General features: G+C 67.1%; 16 protein-coding genes. 10 read left to right on the top strand and 6 right to left on the bottom strand.

Annotation, left to right across the window (positions count from 1 at the left end; genetic code table 11):
* Window positions 1-4: 4 nt before the first annotated feature.
* From BLV97_RS02245 to BLV97_RS02230, 4 genes are all read right to left on the bottom strand, one after another.
* On the bottom strand, window positions 5-1,000 hold the full coding sequence (locus tag BLV97_RS02245) for a BMP family lipoprotein (RefSeq protein ID WP_035840872.1): 996 nt from the start codon (window positions 998-1,000) through the stop codon (window positions 5-7).
* A 263-nt stretch (window positions 1,001-1,263) separates the two neighbouring features.
* Window positions 1,264-1,689, bottom strand: coding sequence for a GNAT family N-acetyltransferase (locus BLV97_RS02240; RefSeq protein WP_035840870.1), 426 nt, complete (start codon window positions 1,687-1,689; stop codon window positions 1,264-1,266).
* Entirely contained in the window at window positions 1,686-2,297 is a 612-nt protein-coding gene (tsaB, locus tag BLV97_RS02235; RefSeq protein WP_035840868.1) for a tRNA (adenosine(37)-N6)-threonylcarbamoyltransferase complex dimerization subunit type 1 TsaB, read from the bottom strand. Before tsaB ends, BLV97_RS02240 begins: the two co-directional genes overlap by 4 nt.
* Complete coding sequence (locus BLV97_RS02230) at window positions 2,287-2,850, bottom strand: NifU family protein (RefSeq protein ID WP_035840866.1); 564 nt, start codon at window positions 2,848-2,850, stop codon at window positions 2,287-2,289. Before BLV97_RS02230 ends, tsaB begins: the two co-directional genes overlap by 11 nt.
* A 237-nt stretch (window positions 2,851-3,087) precedes the next feature.
* Between BLV97_RS02230 and dnaG the strand changes: the two genes are divergently transcribed.
* The 8 genes from dnaG to BLV97_RS02190 all read left to right on the top strand — a co-directional run bounded on the left by dnaG (window position 3,088) and on the right by BLV97_RS02190 (window position 10,832).
* Entirely contained in the window at window positions 3,088-5,040 is a 1,953-nt protein-coding gene (gene dnaG, locus BLV97_RS02225) for a DNA primase (protein ID WP_035840864.1), read from the top strand.
* A gap of 300 nt (window positions 5,041-5,340) precedes the next feature.
* A complete protein-coding gene (rpoD, locus tag BLV97_RS02220) occupies window positions 5,341-7,329 on the top strand; it encodes an RNA polymerase sigma factor RpoD (RefSeq protein ID WP_035840861.1) in 1,989 nt (662 codons plus the stop codon).
* Between the two features lie 12 nt (window positions 7,330-7,341).
* Window positions 7,342-7,866, top strand: coding sequence for a hypothetical protein (locus tag BLV97_RS02215; protein ID WP_143037484.1), 525 nt, complete (start codon window positions 7,342-7,344; stop codon window positions 7,864-7,866).
* A 79-nt stretch (window positions 7,867-7,945) separates the two neighbouring features.
* Window positions 7,946-8,365 (top strand): hypothetical protein, encoded by a 420-nt coding sequence (locus BLV97_RS02210; RefSeq protein ID WP_051645967.1) that lies wholly within the window; start codon window positions 7,946-7,948, stop codon window positions 8,363-8,365.
* A gap of 8 nt (window positions 8,366-8,373) precedes the next feature.
* Window positions 8,374-8,790 (top strand): secondary thiamine-phosphate synthase enzyme YjbQ, encoded by a 417-nt coding sequence (locus BLV97_RS02205; protein WP_035840855.1) that lies wholly within the window; start codon window positions 8,374-8,376, stop codon window positions 8,788-8,790.
* Between the two features lie 159 nt (window positions 8,791-8,949).
* The gene (gene nrdR, locus BLV97_RS02200) at window positions 8,950-9,417 is read left to right on the top strand and encodes a transcriptional regulator NrdR (RefSeq protein WP_035840852.1); all 468 of its coding nucleotides are present in this window, start codon (window positions 8,950-8,952) and stop codon (window positions 9,415-9,417) included.
* Between the two features lie 30 nt (window positions 9,418-9,447).
* On the top strand, window positions 9,448-10,521 hold the full coding sequence (ribD, locus tag BLV97_RS02195) for a bifunctional diaminohydroxyphosphoribosylaminopyrimidine deaminase/5-amino-6-(5-phosphoribosylamino)uracil reductase RibD (protein ID WP_035840931.1): 1,074 nt from the start codon (window positions 9,448-9,450) through the stop codon (window positions 10,519-10,521).
* Between the two features lie 74 nt (window positions 10,522-10,595).
* Window positions 10,596-10,832 (top strand): hypothetical protein, encoded by a 237-nt coding sequence (locus tag BLV97_RS02190; protein WP_035840849.1) that lies wholly within the window; start codon window positions 10,596-10,598, stop codon window positions 10,830-10,832.
* A gap of 96 nt (window positions 10,833-10,928) precedes the next feature.
* Here the strand turns inward: BLV97_RS02190 and BLV97_RS02185 are convergent, their stop codons facing one another.
* Both BLV97_RS02185 and BLV97_RS02180 read right to left on the bottom strand, forming a co-directional pair.
* Window positions 10,929-12,245 carry a homoserine dehydrogenase gene (locus tag BLV97_RS02185; protein ID WP_051645966.1) on the bottom strand — a complete coding sequence of 439 codons (1,317 nt, stop codon included), beginning with the start codon at window positions 12,243-12,245 and terminating at the stop codon, window positions 10,929-10,931.
* Between the two features lie 86 nt (window positions 12,246-12,331).
* On the bottom strand, window positions 12,332-12,589 hold the full coding sequence (locus BLV97_RS02180; RefSeq protein ID WP_035840846.1) for a hypothetical protein: 258 nt from the start codon (window positions 12,587-12,589) through the stop codon (window positions 12,332-12,334).
* A 252-nt stretch (window positions 12,590-12,841) separates the two neighbouring features.
* On the opposite strand from BLV97_RS02180, the gene BLV97_RS02175 reads away from it, so the two are divergent.
* Window positions 12,842-13,435 carry a TetR/AcrR family transcriptional regulator gene (locus tag BLV97_RS02175; RefSeq protein WP_035840842.1) on the top strand — a complete coding sequence of 198 codons (594 nt, stop codon included), beginning with the start codon at window positions 12,842-12,844 and terminating at the stop codon, window positions 13,433-13,435.
* Between the two features lie 186 nt (window positions 13,436-13,621).
* Window positions 13,622-14,299, top strand: a complete 678-nt coding sequence (gene purQ / locus BLV97_RS02170) for a phosphoribosylformylglycinamidine synthase subunit PurQ (RefSeq protein ID WP_035840839.1) — start codon at window positions 13,622-13,624, stop codon at window positions 14,297-14,299.
* The last annotated feature ends 129 nt before the right edge of the window (window positions 14,300-14,428 follow it).

The raw sequence follows: 14,428 nt of genomic DNA, 5'->3' as shown, positions 1-14,428 counted from the left end.
CGCCCTAGTCGATCTGAACCGGGCACTTATTGTCGGTCATGTAGTCGTGGACCTTGATCTTGCCGTCGATGATCTCTTTCTTCGCGGCATCGACCTTGGCCTTCATCTCGGGCGTGATCAGCTTCTTGTTGTACTGGTCGTAGGAATAATCCACGCCGTTGTTGGAAAGGCCCATCACCTTGACGCCCGGCTTGACGTTCTTGCCTTCCTTGAAGGCATTGTAGACGGCCACGTCGACGCGCTTGACCATCGAGGTCAGCACATGGCCGGGGTGCAGGTAATCCTGGTTGCTGTCGACGCCGATGCCCAGCTTGCCGGCATCCGCCATCGATTGCAGCACGCCGATGCCGGTGCCGCCGGCAGCGGCGAAGACCACATCCGCGCCCTGGCTCATCTGCGCCTTGGCCAGTTCGCCGCCCTTCACCGGGTCGTTCCAGGCCGAGGGCGTGGTGCCGGTCATGTTGCCGATGACCTTGTCCTTCGGCGCTACCGCCTTCACGCCCTGGGCATAGCCGCATTCGAACTTGCGGATCAGCGGGATGTCCATGCCGCCGATGAAGCCCACGGTGCCGGTCTTCGAGGCCATCGCCGCGAGCATTCCGACAAGGTAGGATCCCTGTTCCTCATGGAAGACGATCGATTCGACATTGGGTTCCTTCACCACCGAATCGACGATGACGAACTTGGTCTTGGGATAGTCCGGCGCCACCTTGTCCAGCGTGTCGGCGAAGGCGAAACCCGTCATCACGATCGGGTTGGCGCCCATCTGGGCCAGCTGGCGCAGCGCCTGGCTTCGCTGGGCCTGGGTCTGGATCTGGAACTCGCGGTATTTCTTGCCGGTTTCCTTGGCCCATTTCTCCGCGCCGTGGAAGGCGGCCTCGTTGAAGGATTTGTCGTATTTGCCGCCGATGTCGTAGATGATCGCGGGCTCGGCAAGTGCTGCGACGGCACTCAACGCAAGCACCGCGGCGGCGCCGAGGGTGGATTTCATCACGGTCATGAATGTCTCCCGGTTGGTTTTGGGGCGGTGCCTGTGTCGGCCCTGCCCGAAGAGGGGCGATCCGATCCGTGGCCGGATCCTCGTGGAATAAGGCCGAATCGGACCGACAAGATCAAGGAACATTTTGCGCGCGCGCGGCAATAATTTTACCGGCAGGTCAATTTTTGAAGGATGCGGGCGAGACCTGGGCGGGGCGGAGGCACTGCGCGCCGACGCCGGGGCGCGAAGGCCGCGGGCTATGGCGGGCCAGACGGGCCGGGGCCTCACGTCAGCGGGCGGCGCAGGATCAGCGCATCGATCTTTGCGCCCTCGGGGGTGGTGTAATAGCCGCGCCGCGCCCCGGCCTGTTCCCATCCGGTGGCGGCATATAGGGCGCGGGCCGGGGCGTTGTCGGCGGCGACCTCCAGGAAGGCCGATCTGGCGCCGCGGTCGCGGGCCTCGTTGGCGAAATCCTCGACCAGGGCACGGCCGGTGCCGCGGCGCCGGGCCTCGGGGGCGACGGCAAGGGTCAGCAATTCGGCCTCGTCGGCGATGGCGCGGCCCAGCACGAAGGCCTGCGGGCGCACCTTCAGGAAGCTTCCGGGCAGCGACAGCAGGCTGGCGAATTCGTCCGCGTTCCAGGGGCGTGGGGTGGTGAAGCTGCGCGCATGCAGGGCGGCAAGGGCCTGGGGGCCGGCCTCGGGCTTCATGGCAGGATCACCGGCGGCGGATCGGAGGGCGGCGCGGCATCGGCGCCGCGCAGATACAGCGGCGCCGGGCGCGGTTGCGGCGCGTCCCGGCGGGCGGCGGCGATGCGGGCGATCGCGGTGGCAAGGGTCCGGGGATCCGTCGCCTCGGCCACGCGGCTGCCCTGCGCCTGTTCCAGCGCGTCTTCGCGTGGCATCAGGGCAGGGGTGCCGCCGGGCAGGCGCTGCGCATAGACCGCGCCGCGCCGCGCATCGACCAGCGCGGTGACCGGGCCGTCATGACCGTCCGCCAGCGCCTCGAAGCTGCTGACCCCGATCGCGGGGATCTTCAGCGCCAGCGCCAGCCCGCGCGCGGCCGAAACCGCGATGCGGATGCCGGTGAAATTGCCCGGCCCCACCCCGACGCCGAGCGCGGCGAGGTCGCGCCACGCGACGCCGGCCTCCGCCAGCACTTCCTCGAGCAGCGGCATCAGCCGTTCGGCCTGGCCCTTGTCCATCGTCTCGGCCCGGGCGGAAAGGATGCGGTCGCCAGAGAGCAAAGCGGCCGCGCAATGCGCGGCCGATGTGTCGAAGCCCAGGATCATCGGGGCGGTGTCCGCCTCAGGCCGCAACCGGGCGCACCTCCAGCACTTCGGGGATGTAGTGGCGCAGCAGGTTCTCGATCCCCATCTTCAGCGTCAGCGTCGAAGAGGGGCAGCCGGCGCAGGCGCCCTGCATGTGCAGGTAGACGATGCCGCGATCGTAGCCGTGGAAGGTGATGTCGCCGCCGTCCTGGGCCACGGCGGGGCGCACGCGGGTGTCCAGCAACTCCTTGATCTGGGTCACGATCTCGCTGTCGGGGCCGTCCTCATGGCTTTGGTGGCCGCCGGCGCCGGTGGCGGTGCCCATCGCCGGCTGGCCGGATTGGAAATGTTCCATGATCGCGCCGAGGATCGAGGGTTTCAGGTGATCCCAGACCTGGTTCTCGGCCTTGGTCACGGTGATGAAGTCGGGTCCGAAGAAGACGCCCTCGACCCCCTCGACCGCGAACAGGCGCTCGGCCAGGGGGGAGCCCTGGGCATCGGCGCGGGTCGGGAAATCGGCGGTGCCGGCGGCCACGACCTCGCGGCCGGGCAGGAATTTCAGCGTCGCGGGGTTCGGGGTGGATTCGGTCTGGATGAACATGGGAAATCTCCGACTGTTACACTCGGATATGCGCCCTGGAACGGGAAGAGTCAAGTTCTGGAATGGTTCCAAGACGGGGTATCCCGGTGGCGGGCCGGAACGCCGGGTGGGGGCGCTGCCCCCGTCGCGCTGTGCGCGCCTCCCCCGGAGTATTTCCGCCAAGATGAAGGGGGGGCGAAGTGGGATGCGGCGCTCTCGGCGCTAGACTTTGGCGCGGCGAGGGGAATATCTAGGATCATGTCCCTTCCGCCCGGTTTCCTTGACGAATTGCGTGGCCGCCTCTCCCTGTCGCAGGTGGTGGGGCGCAAGGTCGTGTGGGACATGCGCAAGTCGAACCAGGGCAAGGGCGACTTCTGGGCGCCATGCCCGTTCCATCAGGAAAAGACCGCCAGCTTCCATGTCGATGACCGCAAGGGGTTCTATTACTGCTTTGGCTGCCACGCGAAGGGTGATGCGCTGAGCTTCGTGCGCGAGACCGAGAACGTGGGTTTCGTGGAGGCGGTGGAGATCCTGGCGCGCGAGGCCGGGATGCCGATGCCCGAGCGCGACCCGCAGGCCCAGCAGAAGGCCGACCGGCGAAGCCAGCTTGTCGAGGTGATGGAGCAGGCGGTGCAATATTACCGGCTCCAGCTGAAGACCGGGCAGGGCGCGGCGGCGCGCGATTATCTGGACCGGCGCAAGCTGAGCGAGGCGGGGCGCGCGCGGTTCGAGATCGGCTTTGCGCCCGAGGGCTGGCAGGGGCTTTGGGACCACCTGCGTGGCAAGGGGGTCGAAGAGGCGCTGATCCTCGAGGCGGGGCTGGCCAAGGCCTCGACCAAAGGCAAGCAGCCCTACGACACCTTCCGCAACCGCATCATGTTTCCGATCCGCGACGCGCGCGGGCGCGCCATCGCCTTTGGCGGCCGGGCGATGGACCCCAATGACAATGCGAAATACCTGAACTCGCCCGAGACGCCGCTGTTCGACAAGGGCCGCAGTCTTTACAACCACGGCCCCGCACGCGAGGGGGCGGGCAAGGGCCAGACCCTGATCGTGGCCGAGGGCTACATGGATGTGATCGCGCTGGCCGAGGCCGGGTTCACCGCCACGGTCGCCCCGCTGGGCACCGCGATCACCGAGGATCAGCTGCGGCTTTTGTGGCGCATTGCGCCCGAGCCGGTGATCGCGCTGGATGGCGATACGGCAGGGCTGCGCGCCGCGATGCGGGTGATCGATGTGGCGCTGCCGCTGCTGGAGGCCGGCAATTCGCTGCGCTTTTGCCTGATGCCCGAGGGGCTGGACCCCGACGACCTGATCCAGACGCAAGGCGCCGGGGCCATGCAGAAGCTGCTTGATCAGGCGCAGCCGATGGTGCGGCTGTTGTGGCGGCGCGAGACCGAGGGGCGCGTCTTCGACAGCCCCGAGCGCCGCGCCGCGCTGGACAAGTCCTTGCGCGCGACGTTGAAGAAGATCGCCGATCCCTCGATCCGTCACCACTATGGCGAGGAGATCAACGTGCTCAGGCAGGACCTGTTCGGCCGGGGACGTGAGGGCGCGCGCAAGCCCTTCCAGCCCTGGCCGCGCGGGCAGGGCCGCCCCGGCGCGAAATGGCAGCCGCCCGCGGTTCCGATGCCCGGCACCAAGGCGTCCTATCTGGCCACCGCGGGCGAGGCCGGCGCCGAACGCCTGCGTGAGGCGCTGATCCTGGCCACGCTGATCACTCATCCCGCGTTGGTCGAGCTTTTCGAACATCAATTGGAGGAGCTGGAACTGATCGGCCAGGGCCACGCCGCGTTGCGCCACGCGATCCTGCGTCACGCCGGGGACGCGGATCCTGCGAATTTTCGGAAAAAGATCGCCACCGATGCCGGCGAGGCCCTTGAAACGCTGTTCTCGCTTGGCCATGTCAACAGCGCGCCGCCGGTGCTGAAGACCGGCGATGCCGAGCTTGCCCGAATGTGCGTGGCCGAGGAACTTGCCAAGCTTGACGCCCGCCGCGGCGTTCGCAAGGAGATCGAACATGCGGTCGAGGACCTGGGCGGGTTGGCCGACGAGGGCGTGACCTGGCGGTTGGGCCAGGCGGCAGAGGCGATGCAGCGGGCGGGGCGATCTCAGCTAGAGGATTCGGGTGATCTGGGCGAGGATCGCGATGCGCTGTCGAAGCAGCTGCAATCGCTGATCGACGGTCAGGTCTGGGTGAAGAGGAAGTGATGGGTCGGAGTGCGAAATACGGCCGAAAGCGTGAACAGGACCGGGGAGCGTGGCGCGATCGCCGCGATTCGCGTCGCCCGGGCGGACGGCGCGCATGTCCTGCGTGTCATGCCTGATCGTGGGCAATGGGTGCCCGATGCGCGCGAAAGAATCGTCCGATGCGTGCCAGATGCGCGCACAGGCCGAAGAAATGGCCGCCGCGACCTTTCCGTCCCTGTGATTCGCCCTATTGATTCGCTACAACATTCCGAATGATTCGAACCCACCACCCGAATCATCGGCCCGCATCGAGGAGAGCCCATGGCACCGAAGGACACCGACGACGCCAAGACCGACGAGCAGGACTCTGACGTGACGCTCGACATGAGCCAGGCGCAGGTGAAACGGATGATCGCCGACGCGCGCGAACGCGGCTACATCACCTACGACCAGCTCAACCAGGTGCTGCCGCCCGAACAGGTGTCGTCCGAGCAGATCGAGGACGTGATGTCGATGCTGTCGGAAATGGGCATCAACGTCATCGAGAACGAGGAAGCAGAGGACGACGAGGCCGAGCAATCCAAGGGCGAGGTGGTGGAGACCGCCTCGACCTCGCGCGAGGTGGCGGTCGCGACCAGCTCTTCGGAAACCCTCGACCGCACCGACGATCCGGTGCGCATGTACCTGCGCGAGATGGGCTCGGTCGAACTGCTGAGCCGCGAGGGCGAGATCGCCATCGCCAAGCGCATCGAGGCTGGGCGCAACACGATGATCGCGGGGCTTTGCGAAAGCCCGCTGACCTTCCACGCGATCACGATCTGGCGCGACGAACTTCTGAACGAAGATATCCTGCTGCGCGACGTGATCGACCTGGAAACCACCTTCGGCCGTTCGATGGACGACGACGTCGACGACGATGTCCCCGCCGTCGACGGTGCCCCGCAGTCCGAGAGTTCGGGCAAGCGCGACGAGCCAGAGCTTGACGCCGATGGCCACCCGATCAGCAGCGATGACGACGAGGACGAGGACGACCAGTCGAACATGTCGCTGGCCGCGATGGAGGCCGCGCTGAAGCCGCGTGTGCTGGAAACGCTGGAACAGATCGCGCATGATTACACCGCGCTGTCCGAGATGCAGGATCAGCGCATGTCGGCCACGCTGAACGAGGACAACAGCTTTACCCTGGAGGCCGAGCAGGCCTATCAGACGCTGCGTTCCGAGATCGTGCTGCTGGTGAATGAGCTGCACCTGCACAACAACCGGATCGAGGCGCTGATCGACCAGCTTTACGGCATCAACCGCAAGATCATGTCGATCGATTCCAACATGGTGAAGCTGGCCGATCAGGCCCGCATCAACCGGCGCGAATTCATCGACGAATACCGTGGCTACGAGTTGGATCCCGCCTGGCTGGACCGGATGGCCGAGAAGGACGGGCGCGGCTGGAACGCGCTGATCGACCGCTCGCGCGACAAGGTCGAGAACCTGCGCGCCGAGATGGCCCAGGTGGGTCAATATGTCGGCGTCGACATCAGTGAATTCCGCCGCATCGTCAATCAGGTGCAGAAGGGCGAGAAAGAGGCGCGTCAGGCCAAGAAGGAAATGGTCGAAGCCAACCTGCGCCTGGTGATCTCGATCGCCAAGAAGTACACGAACAGGGGCCTGCAATTCCTTGATCTCATTCAGGAAGGCAATATCGGCCTGATGAAGGCGGTGGACAAGTTCGAATACCGCCGCGGCTACAAGTTCTCGACCTACGCGACCTGGTGGATCCGTCAGGCGATCACGCGTTCGATCGCGGATCAGGCGCGCACCATCCGCATCCCGGTGCACATGATCGAGACGATCAACAAGCTGGTGCGCACCGGCCGCCAGATGCTGCATGAGATCGGCCGAGAGCCGACGCCCGAGGAACTGGCGGAAAAGCTGCAGATGCCGCTGGAAAAGGTCCGCAAGGTGATGAAGATCGCCAAGGAGCCGATCAGCCTTGAGACCCCGATCGGCGACGAGGAGGACAGCCAGCTTGGCGATTTCATCGAGGACAAGAACGCCGTCCTGCCGCTCGACAGCGCCATTCAGGAGAACCTGAAGGAAACCACGACGCGGGTTCTGGCCTCGCTGACGCCGCGTGAGGAGCGGGTACTGCGGATGCGTTTCGGCATCGGCATGAACACCGACCACACGCTGGAAGAGGTGGGCCAGCAGTTCTCGGTCACCCGCGAACGCATCCGCCAGATCGAGGCGAAGGCGCTGCGGAAACTGAAGCACCCGAGCCGGTCGCGCAAGCTGCGCAGCTTTCTGGATCAGTAAAGGGGTAGAGGCGTGTCGCAGGTGGCTCATTCGAGAGGTCTCCGGAACGTCTCACTTGAAGCTCTTTTAGCTTTGGCGCCGGAGGCGCTTGCAGTCGCCAAGGCGAGCCCAGACAACATGCGTCTTGTCCTGTCTGCAGTTGCTCTGACGGACATGCTTGCCGCGCAGATTTTCTATGCGGACGAGACCAAGCATAGGGAGGCGTTCGGCTTGAAGCCGAAACAAGACGACTCGGTTTTCCGGGAGAAGCTGGCAGAGCGAGATGACGATTTCAGGATCTTGCGCGACTTGGCGAAGGCTCAGAAGCATGTGAAGCTGGCGCGGTCTGACAGTAAAGGTACGAGAGTTATTGAGGGCGCACACCAGATGACGGGGCGGTCAACGGGGGCTTGGGGAACCCGTGCTTGGAACACCGGGCAGATGAATGGTCTTACAGTTGCAGGCTACGTTGTGACCTTGAACAACGGATCGGTCCGCAACGTGCTTAATGTCGTTGAGCGCGCACAGGAGTTCCTGGAATCTTGCATTAAGCCCTGAAGCAGGCGCTGCTGCTCGGCCATTGGCCTTTTCCCCGACCCCGCCTATCTCTACGGGCAACACAACCCCGGAGGTCGCCATGCGCCTTGCTGCCCTTGCCATCCTTGCCGTCGGTTCCCTTGCCGCCTGCAGCCAGCCCCAACAGCCAAGGGCCGAGGCCCCCGGCGCCTATCTGTCGACCAACAGCCTCTGGGTGCGCTCGACCGGGCCGGGCAGCTTTCGCGTCGACCCCGGCCCCGGACCGGCGGACGGCGCCAATGCCTATTGGTGCGCGGCCGGCGAATATGCCGCCAACGTGCTGGGACAGGGATCGAGCACCGTGATCTACCGCACCTCTGCCCCGCCGCGCGCTCCGGGCAAGGGGGTCGATTTCTCGCTTAGCCCAGCGGGGGCGCAGCCCTCGGGCGTGATCAGCATCCTCAAACGCCACCGGGGCTTCCGCGTCGGTCAGATCACTGGCAGCTTCTGCCCCGGTCGCGTCATGCTGCCCTGGGGCTGACCGGGGGCATGCAGACGCGTTTCACCCTGACGACGCAGGGCGCCGGGCTTTACGAAATCACCGCCCAGGTCGCCCGCTGGCTGGCGGGCACGACGGTGCAGGAAGGGGTGCTGACGCTCTTTGTCCGCCACACCTCCTGTTCGTTGCTGATCCAGGAAAATGCCGACCCGGATGTCCAGACCGATCTGCAGGCCTTCTTTTCCAGGCTGGTTCCGCCTTCGGACCACCCGGCGATGACCTATCTGCGCCACACGTATGAGGGCTCCGATGATATGCCCGCCCATATCAAGGCGGCACTCCTGCCCGTCAGCCTTCAGATCCCGGTGACCGACGGGCGCCTGGCCCTGGGCACCTGGCAAGGTCTTTACCTGTTCGAACACCGCGACGCCCCGCATCGGCGCGAAGTGGTCGCGCATCTGGCCTGAACCTTCAGGCCAGGCACGGGGCCATGCGGGGCCGCACTGCGGCCTCGTTGCGACAGGGGATGGGGCCTGATCTAGTGTCTACACAGACCCTCTACCCAAAGTCTGGAGGAGGTCCTATAGTGCCTGTGGATAACACGAACCATCCCCCGAGGAGAGCTGATGCGCTGCCCCTTTTGTGGAAATATCGACACCCAGGTGAAGGATTCCCGCCCCGCCGAGGATCACGTCGCGATCCGCCGCCGGCGCTTCTGCCCGGCCTGCGGTGGGCGGTTCACCACCTATGAGCGTGTCCAACTGCGTGATCTGGTGGTCATCAAGACCTCCGGCAAGCGCGAGGATTTCGACCGCGACAAGCTGGAACGCTCGATCCGCATCGCCATGCAGAAGCGCCCGATCGAGCCCGAGCGGATCGACCAGATGATTTCGGGCATCGTGCGGCGGCTGGAAAGCTTGGGCGATACCGATATCCCGTCGAAGATGATCGGCGAGATCGTGATGGAGACGCTGGCCCGGATCGATACCGTGTCCTATGTGCGTTTTGCCAGCGTTTACAAAAACTTCCAGGCGGCGGACGATTTCGATAAATTCGTGTCCGAACTGCGCCCCGACGTCCAGCCGGAAGAATAGAGCGTGCCCCAGGCCCACGACAGCCGGTTCATGCGGCTGGCGCTGGCGCTTGGCCGGCGGGGTCGGGGCAATTGCTGGCCCAATCCGGCGGTTGGCTGCGTGATCGTGCGGGGCGGGCGCATCCTGGGCCGGGGCTGGACCCAGCCGGGCGGGCGCCCCCATGCCGAAGTCGTGGCGCTGACCCAGGCTGGCGCGGCTGCGCGCGGCGCCACCGCCTATGTCACGCTGGAACCCTGCGCCCATCATGGGAAGACCCCGCCCTGCGCCGAGGCGCTGGTGGCTGCGGGCGTCGGTCGCGTGGTCACCGCGCTTTCCGATCCCGATCCGCGGGTCGCGGGGCGCGGACATGCCATCTTGCGGGCGGCGGGCATCGCGGTGACCGAGGGGCAAGAGGCCGACGCCGCCCGGCGCGATCATCTGGGCTTTCTGACCCGGGTGACCGAGGGCCGCCCGATGGTGACCCTGAAACTTGCCACCAGCCTTGACGGACGCATCGCCACGGCCGACGGCGAAAGCCAGTGGATCACCGGCGCCGAGGCGCGGCGCCATGTCCATGCGCTGCGTCTGGCGCATGACGCGGTGCTGGTCGGCGGCGGCACGGCGCGGGCCGACGACCCGCTGCTGACGGTGCGTGGCCTGGGCGCGGCGCATCAGCCGGTGCGGGTGGTGGCGGCGCGCGGGCTGGATCTGCCTGGCGCGGGCCGAATGGCGGCCAGCCTGGCCGAGGCGCCGCTGTGGCTTGCCCATGATCCCGATCAGACCCGTCCCGAAACCGCCGCCCATTGGCGCGAGCTGGGGGCGCGCCTGATTGCGGTGCCGGCTGGCCCCGATCGCCGGCTCGATCCCGCGGCGCTCCTGCGGGCGCTGGGGGCCGCCGGGCTGACGCGGGTCTTTTGCGAGGGCGGCGGTGCCTTCGGTGCGGCACTTCTGCGCGCGGGGCTGATTGATGAACTCGTCGTCTTCTCGGCCGGTCTGGCGCTGGGCGCCGAGGGCCGTCCGGCGCTGGGCGCGATGGGCCTGGGCGCCCTGGCCGACGCCCCGCGACTGCGCCTGCAAGATGTCACCCCCATCGGCGGCGATGTCCTGAGCCGCTGGGTTCGTTAACCCGTTCCCCGTCAATCCGCCGCATTGCCCGGCGCGGCGCGGGCGGGCAGGTTCGCGCCAAACGGAGGTATCCCTTGGCCAATCTCGCGACCTTTCTCGATTCCCTTCCGCTGGGCCTGCTGATCCTGGCCTGTCTGACGCTGGGCCTGGCGCCCTTCGTCCCCGAGCCGCATATCTGGGAAAAGCTGAAGATGCTGGCCGCGGGCACGCTGAGCCGGCCGATCGACATCTTCGATCTGCTGCTGCACGCCGCGCCCTTCGTGCTGCTGGCGGCCAAGCTGATCCGCATGGCGATGGCGCCCGCAGGCTGATGTCAGGCGGAAATACCCGTTATATCGCAGAGCGTTGCGTGCGAAACCTGATGTGAGGTTCCGGCGCCAGAGCTGGGCGCGGCGGCGCGGCCCGGTTCAGACCTCTTCGATGCGGATCGCGACCGGCTCGCCCTCGACCACGCCGGTGGCGGCGAAGCGCTCTATCGCATGAGTCACATCGGCGCCGGTGGTGCGGTGGGTGACGATCAGCACCGGCGCGGTGACATCGGCATGGCCGTATTGGCGCATCCGGTTGATCGAGATCCCCGCGTCGCCCAGCGCCGCGGCCACCTTGGCCAGCGCGCCGGGCTTGTCCAGCAACGTCATGCGCAGGTAATAGGGCGCGGGCGCCTTGGCCTGGGCCGGCACGGCCTCGGCCAGCGTCGCGGCGGGCTGGCCGAAGACCGGCTCGGCGAAGCCGCGCGCGATGTCGATCACGTCGCCCATCACCGCGCTGGCCGTCGGGCCTTCGCCCGCGCCGGCGCCGCGCAGCACGATCTGGCCGACGCTGTCGCCTTCCAGTACCACCATGTTGGTGCCGCCCTGAAGCTGGCCCAGCGGGCTGTCGGCGGGCACCAGGCAGGGCGCCATGCGCTGTTCCAGCCCGCGACCGGTCATCTGCGCCACCCCCAGAAGCTTGATGCGAAAGCCCATGTCGGCGGCGGCGCGGATATCCTCGATCGCGATGCGCTCGATCCCCTGCAGTTCGACCGCGTCGAAATTCACGCGGGTGCCGTAGGCGATGGCGGCCAGCAAGGCCAGCTTGTGGCCCGCGTCGATGCCGCCCACGTCAAGGGTTGGATCGGCCTCCAGATAGCCCAGCTGGCGGGCTTCTTCGAAGACTTCCTCATAGGGCAGGCCGGCGTTTTCCATCCGCGTCAGGATGTAGTTGCAGGTGCCGTTCATCACCCCCATCACCCGGCGGATGCGGTTGGCGGCCAGGCCTTCGGTCAGCGCCTTGATCACCGGGATGCCGCCCGCCACGGCGGCCTCGAAGCGGATCGACAGGCCGCGCGCCTCGGCCGCCTCGGCCAGCGCCTGGCCGTGCAGCGCCAGCAGCGCCTTGTTGGCGGTGACCACATCCTTGCCGGCGGCGATCGCGGCCTCGGTCGCGGCCTTCGCAGGGCCGTCACTGCCGCCCATCAGTTCGACGAAGACGTCGATGTCGTCGCGCCGCGCCAGGGCAACGGGGTCGGTTTCCCAGGCATAGGCGGAAAGATCGGCGTCGCGGGTCTTGCCGCGGTCGCGGGCGCAGACGGCACGGATCTGGACCGGACGGCCGGCGCGGCTGGCCAGCAGATCGGCGTGGCGCTGGGCGATCTTCACCACGCCGATGCCGACGGTGCCCAGCCCGGCGATCCCAAGGCGCAGGGGGCCGGGCGTGCTGGGGCCGGGCTTGTGGGGGTCACTCATCGCGGGCTCCGTCGCTGAAGGGGCTGGCTGGGGGCGTTTTGGCGTCTGTTAGCCTGTCGTGCCGGGCGGTGCAACGCGGTGCGTCGTCAGCCGCCGGGGATTGGAGCGTTGTAGAGCTTGCGCGCCTTGGCACGCAGCGCCGCGCCCCGGGCGGCGAGGTCGGCGCCCGGCGCCTTCGCCGCTGCGGCCGGTTTCGTCGGACAGGTCAGGATCTGCCCCAGGGGGGCAAGTCTGGGATAGGCCGCCTGTCTGGCCTCGGGGCCGACGGCGGCATCAAGCTTAGGAAAGCCGGTGCAACCGGCCAGGCCGGCGGCGAGAGAGCAAAGAAGGATCAGTCGCAGCATGCCCGCGTCCGGCTGTGAGGGTCGCGCGACCTTAGCGCCGGCGCGGGCCCAGCGCCAGAGCGACGCGCGCGGGAATGCGCCCTGGTGCTTGCGGTGCGCGCCGGGCGACAAGAGGGCATGGCACGACCTTCCCACCCTGGCTTCATCTTGGTCCAAATACTCACCGGCGCGGCTTCGGGTACCCTCGGGGCATTGGCGCGGTACGCCTCTATCCCGTCTTGAACTGAACAGGCGTTCAGTTATGGTGCCGCCATGGCCCGCAAGACAGGATCGCATTCCCAGACAACCGGCCCGCGTGTCCGGGCCGCCGCGGCGACGCTGTTCGCGCGGCACGGCTTCGCGGCGGTCTCGATGCGCCAGATCGCGGCCGAGGTGGGGGTACAGGCCGGGGCGCTTTACCTTTACACGCCAGACAAGCAGACGCTGCTGTTCGATCTGATGCAAAGCCATCTTGAGGAATTGCTGGCCGCCTGGGGGGCCGAACCGAAGGGCGATGCGCCTTGCGGGCGGCTTGTGGCTTTCGTGCGGTTTCACATCGGGTTTCACCTGGCCCGGCCGGAGGCGGTATTCATCGCCTATATGGAGCTTCGCAACCTTTCCCCCGAGAATTTCCGCGCCATCGAGGCGCTGCGCCACCGCTACGAGGACGCGCTGGAAGGGATCTTGCGCGCGGGGCAGGCAGACGGCAGCTTCCACATCCCGGATACGCGGCTGGCGACCATGGCGCTGATCGCGATGCTGACCGGGGTGACCAACTGGTACCGCGAGGGCGGGCGGCTGGCCCGCGCCGAGGTAGAGGCGATCTATTGCGACATGGCGCTGAAGGCGGTCGGGGCGACGGGCTGAGGCGGAGATCCTGCGCGTCGTCTGGCGCGGAGGTACGGGGGACGGGCGCCGCTAGCGGGGGCTCTGCCCCCTGCGCCCCCGGAGTATTTGCACCAAGATGAAGCAGGTGACGACCGCGCTTTGGGCTGGCGGGGGTGGCGGCAATGTGCTACGCGGCGCGCATTCAGGACATGTGCGGAGGGCGCGATGAAGGCGGCGGTGATTACCTTTCCGGGCTCGAATTGCGATCGTGATCTGGCGGTGGCCTTCGAGGCCGCCGGTGCCGATGTGGCTCGGGTCTGGCACAAGGAGACGGCGCTGCCCGCGGGCACCGATATCGTCGGCATCCCAGGCGGCTTTTCCTTCGGCGATTACCTGCGCTGCGGCGCGATCGCGGCGCGCTCGCCGATCGCGCAGGCGGTGGTGGATCACGCCGGGCGCGGCGGCTATGTGCTGGGCGTATGCAATGGATTTCAGGTCCTCACCGAGACTGGATTGCTGCCGGGAGTGCTGATGCGCAATGCCGGGTTGAAATTCGTCTGCCGCACGGTGACGCTGCGGGTCGAGACCGCGGCCTCGGCCTTTACCGGCGGCTGGCGGGCGGGCGACGAGATCCGTGTCCCCATCGCCCATCACGACGGCAATTACACCGTCACCCCCGAGCAGCTGGACGAATTGCGCGGCGAGGATCGGATCGCCTTTAGCTATGCCGAGAATCCCAACGGCTCGACCGGCGACATTGCCGGGGTGCTGTCGGCCAACCGCCGGGTGCTGGGCATGATGCCGCATCCCGAACGCGCCGTCGATCCGGCCCAGGGCGGTGCCGACGGCGCGGCGCTTTTCCGCGCCCTGGCCGACGTGCTGGGCGTGATGGCGCCGGCATGAGCCAGACCCCGCGCATGGATGCTTGAGCGTCGGGCCGCGGGCGCTGTATATCTTGCCTGACATGGCGCTGATCGAAGGTATACAGGACCCGGACGACCGCCCGCCGCAGCGCTTCAGCTGGCGGGTGCG

The sequence above is a fragment of the Allgaiera indica genome (assembly GCF_900106675.1).
Taxonomy (GTDB): Bacteria; Pseudomonadota; Alphaproteobacteria; order Rhodobacterales; family Rhodobacteraceae; genus Acidimangrovimonas; species Acidimangrovimonas indica.
Note: the sequence above shows the minus strand (reverse complement) of the source record. Positions and strands in the feature narration are given on the sequence as shown.

What these genes read in the sequence shown, in the direction of transcription:
- BLV97_RS02245 (WP_035840872.1), bottom strand. Translation starts at nt 1,000, where the DNA reads ATGACCGTGATGAAATCCACCCTCGGCGCCGCCGCGGTGCTTGCGTTG.
- BLV97_RS02240 (WP_035840870.1), bottom strand. Translation starts at nt 1,689, where the DNA reads ATGAAGCCCGAGGCCGGCCCCCAGGCCCTTGCCGCCCTGCATGCGCGC.
- BLV97_RS02230 (WP_035840866.1), bottom strand. Translation starts at nt 2,850, where the DNA reads ATGTTCATCCAGACCGAATCCACCCCGAACCCCGCGACGCTGAAATTC.
- dnaG (WP_035840864.1), top strand. Translation starts at nt 3,088, where the DNA reads ATGTCCCTTCCGCCCGGTTTCCTTGACGAATTGCGTGGCCGCCTCTCC.
- rpoD (WP_035840861.1), top strand. Translation starts at nt 5,341, where the DNA reads ATGGCACCGAAGGACACCGACGACGCCAAGACCGACGAGCAGGACTCT.
- BLV97_RS02210 (WP_051645967.1), top strand. Translation starts at nt 7,946, where the DNA reads ATGCGCCTTGCTGCCCTTGCCATCCTTGCCGTCGGTTCCCTTGCCGCC.
- BLV97_RS02205 (WP_035840855.1), top strand. Translation starts at nt 8,374, where the DNA reads ATGCAGACGCGTTTCACCCTGACGACGCAGGGCGCCGGGCTTTACGAA.
- nrdR (WP_035840852.1), top strand. Translation starts at nt 8,950, where the DNA reads ATGCGCTGCCCCTTTTGTGGAAATATCGACACCCAGGTGAAGGATTCC.
- ribD (WP_035840931.1), top strand. Translation starts at nt 9,448, where the DNA reads ATGCGGCTGGCGCTGGCGCTTGGCCGGCGGGGTCGGGGCAATTGCTGG.
- BLV97_RS02185 (WP_051645966.1), bottom strand. Translation starts at nt 12,245, where the DNA reads ATGAGTGACCCCCACAAGCCCGGCCCCAGCACGCCCGGCCCCCTGCGC.
- BLV97_RS02180 (WP_035840846.1), bottom strand. Translation starts at nt 12,589, where the DNA reads ATGCTGCGACTGATCCTTCTTTGCTCTCTCGCCGCCGGCCTGGCCGGT.
- BLV97_RS02175 (WP_035840842.1), top strand. Translation starts at nt 12,842, where the DNA reads ATGGCCCGCAAGACAGGATCGCATTCCCAGACAACCGGCCCGCGTGTC.
- purQ (WP_035840839.1), top strand. Translation starts at nt 13,622, where the DNA reads ATGAAGGCGGCGGTGATTACCTTTCCGGGCTCGAATTGCGATCGTGAT.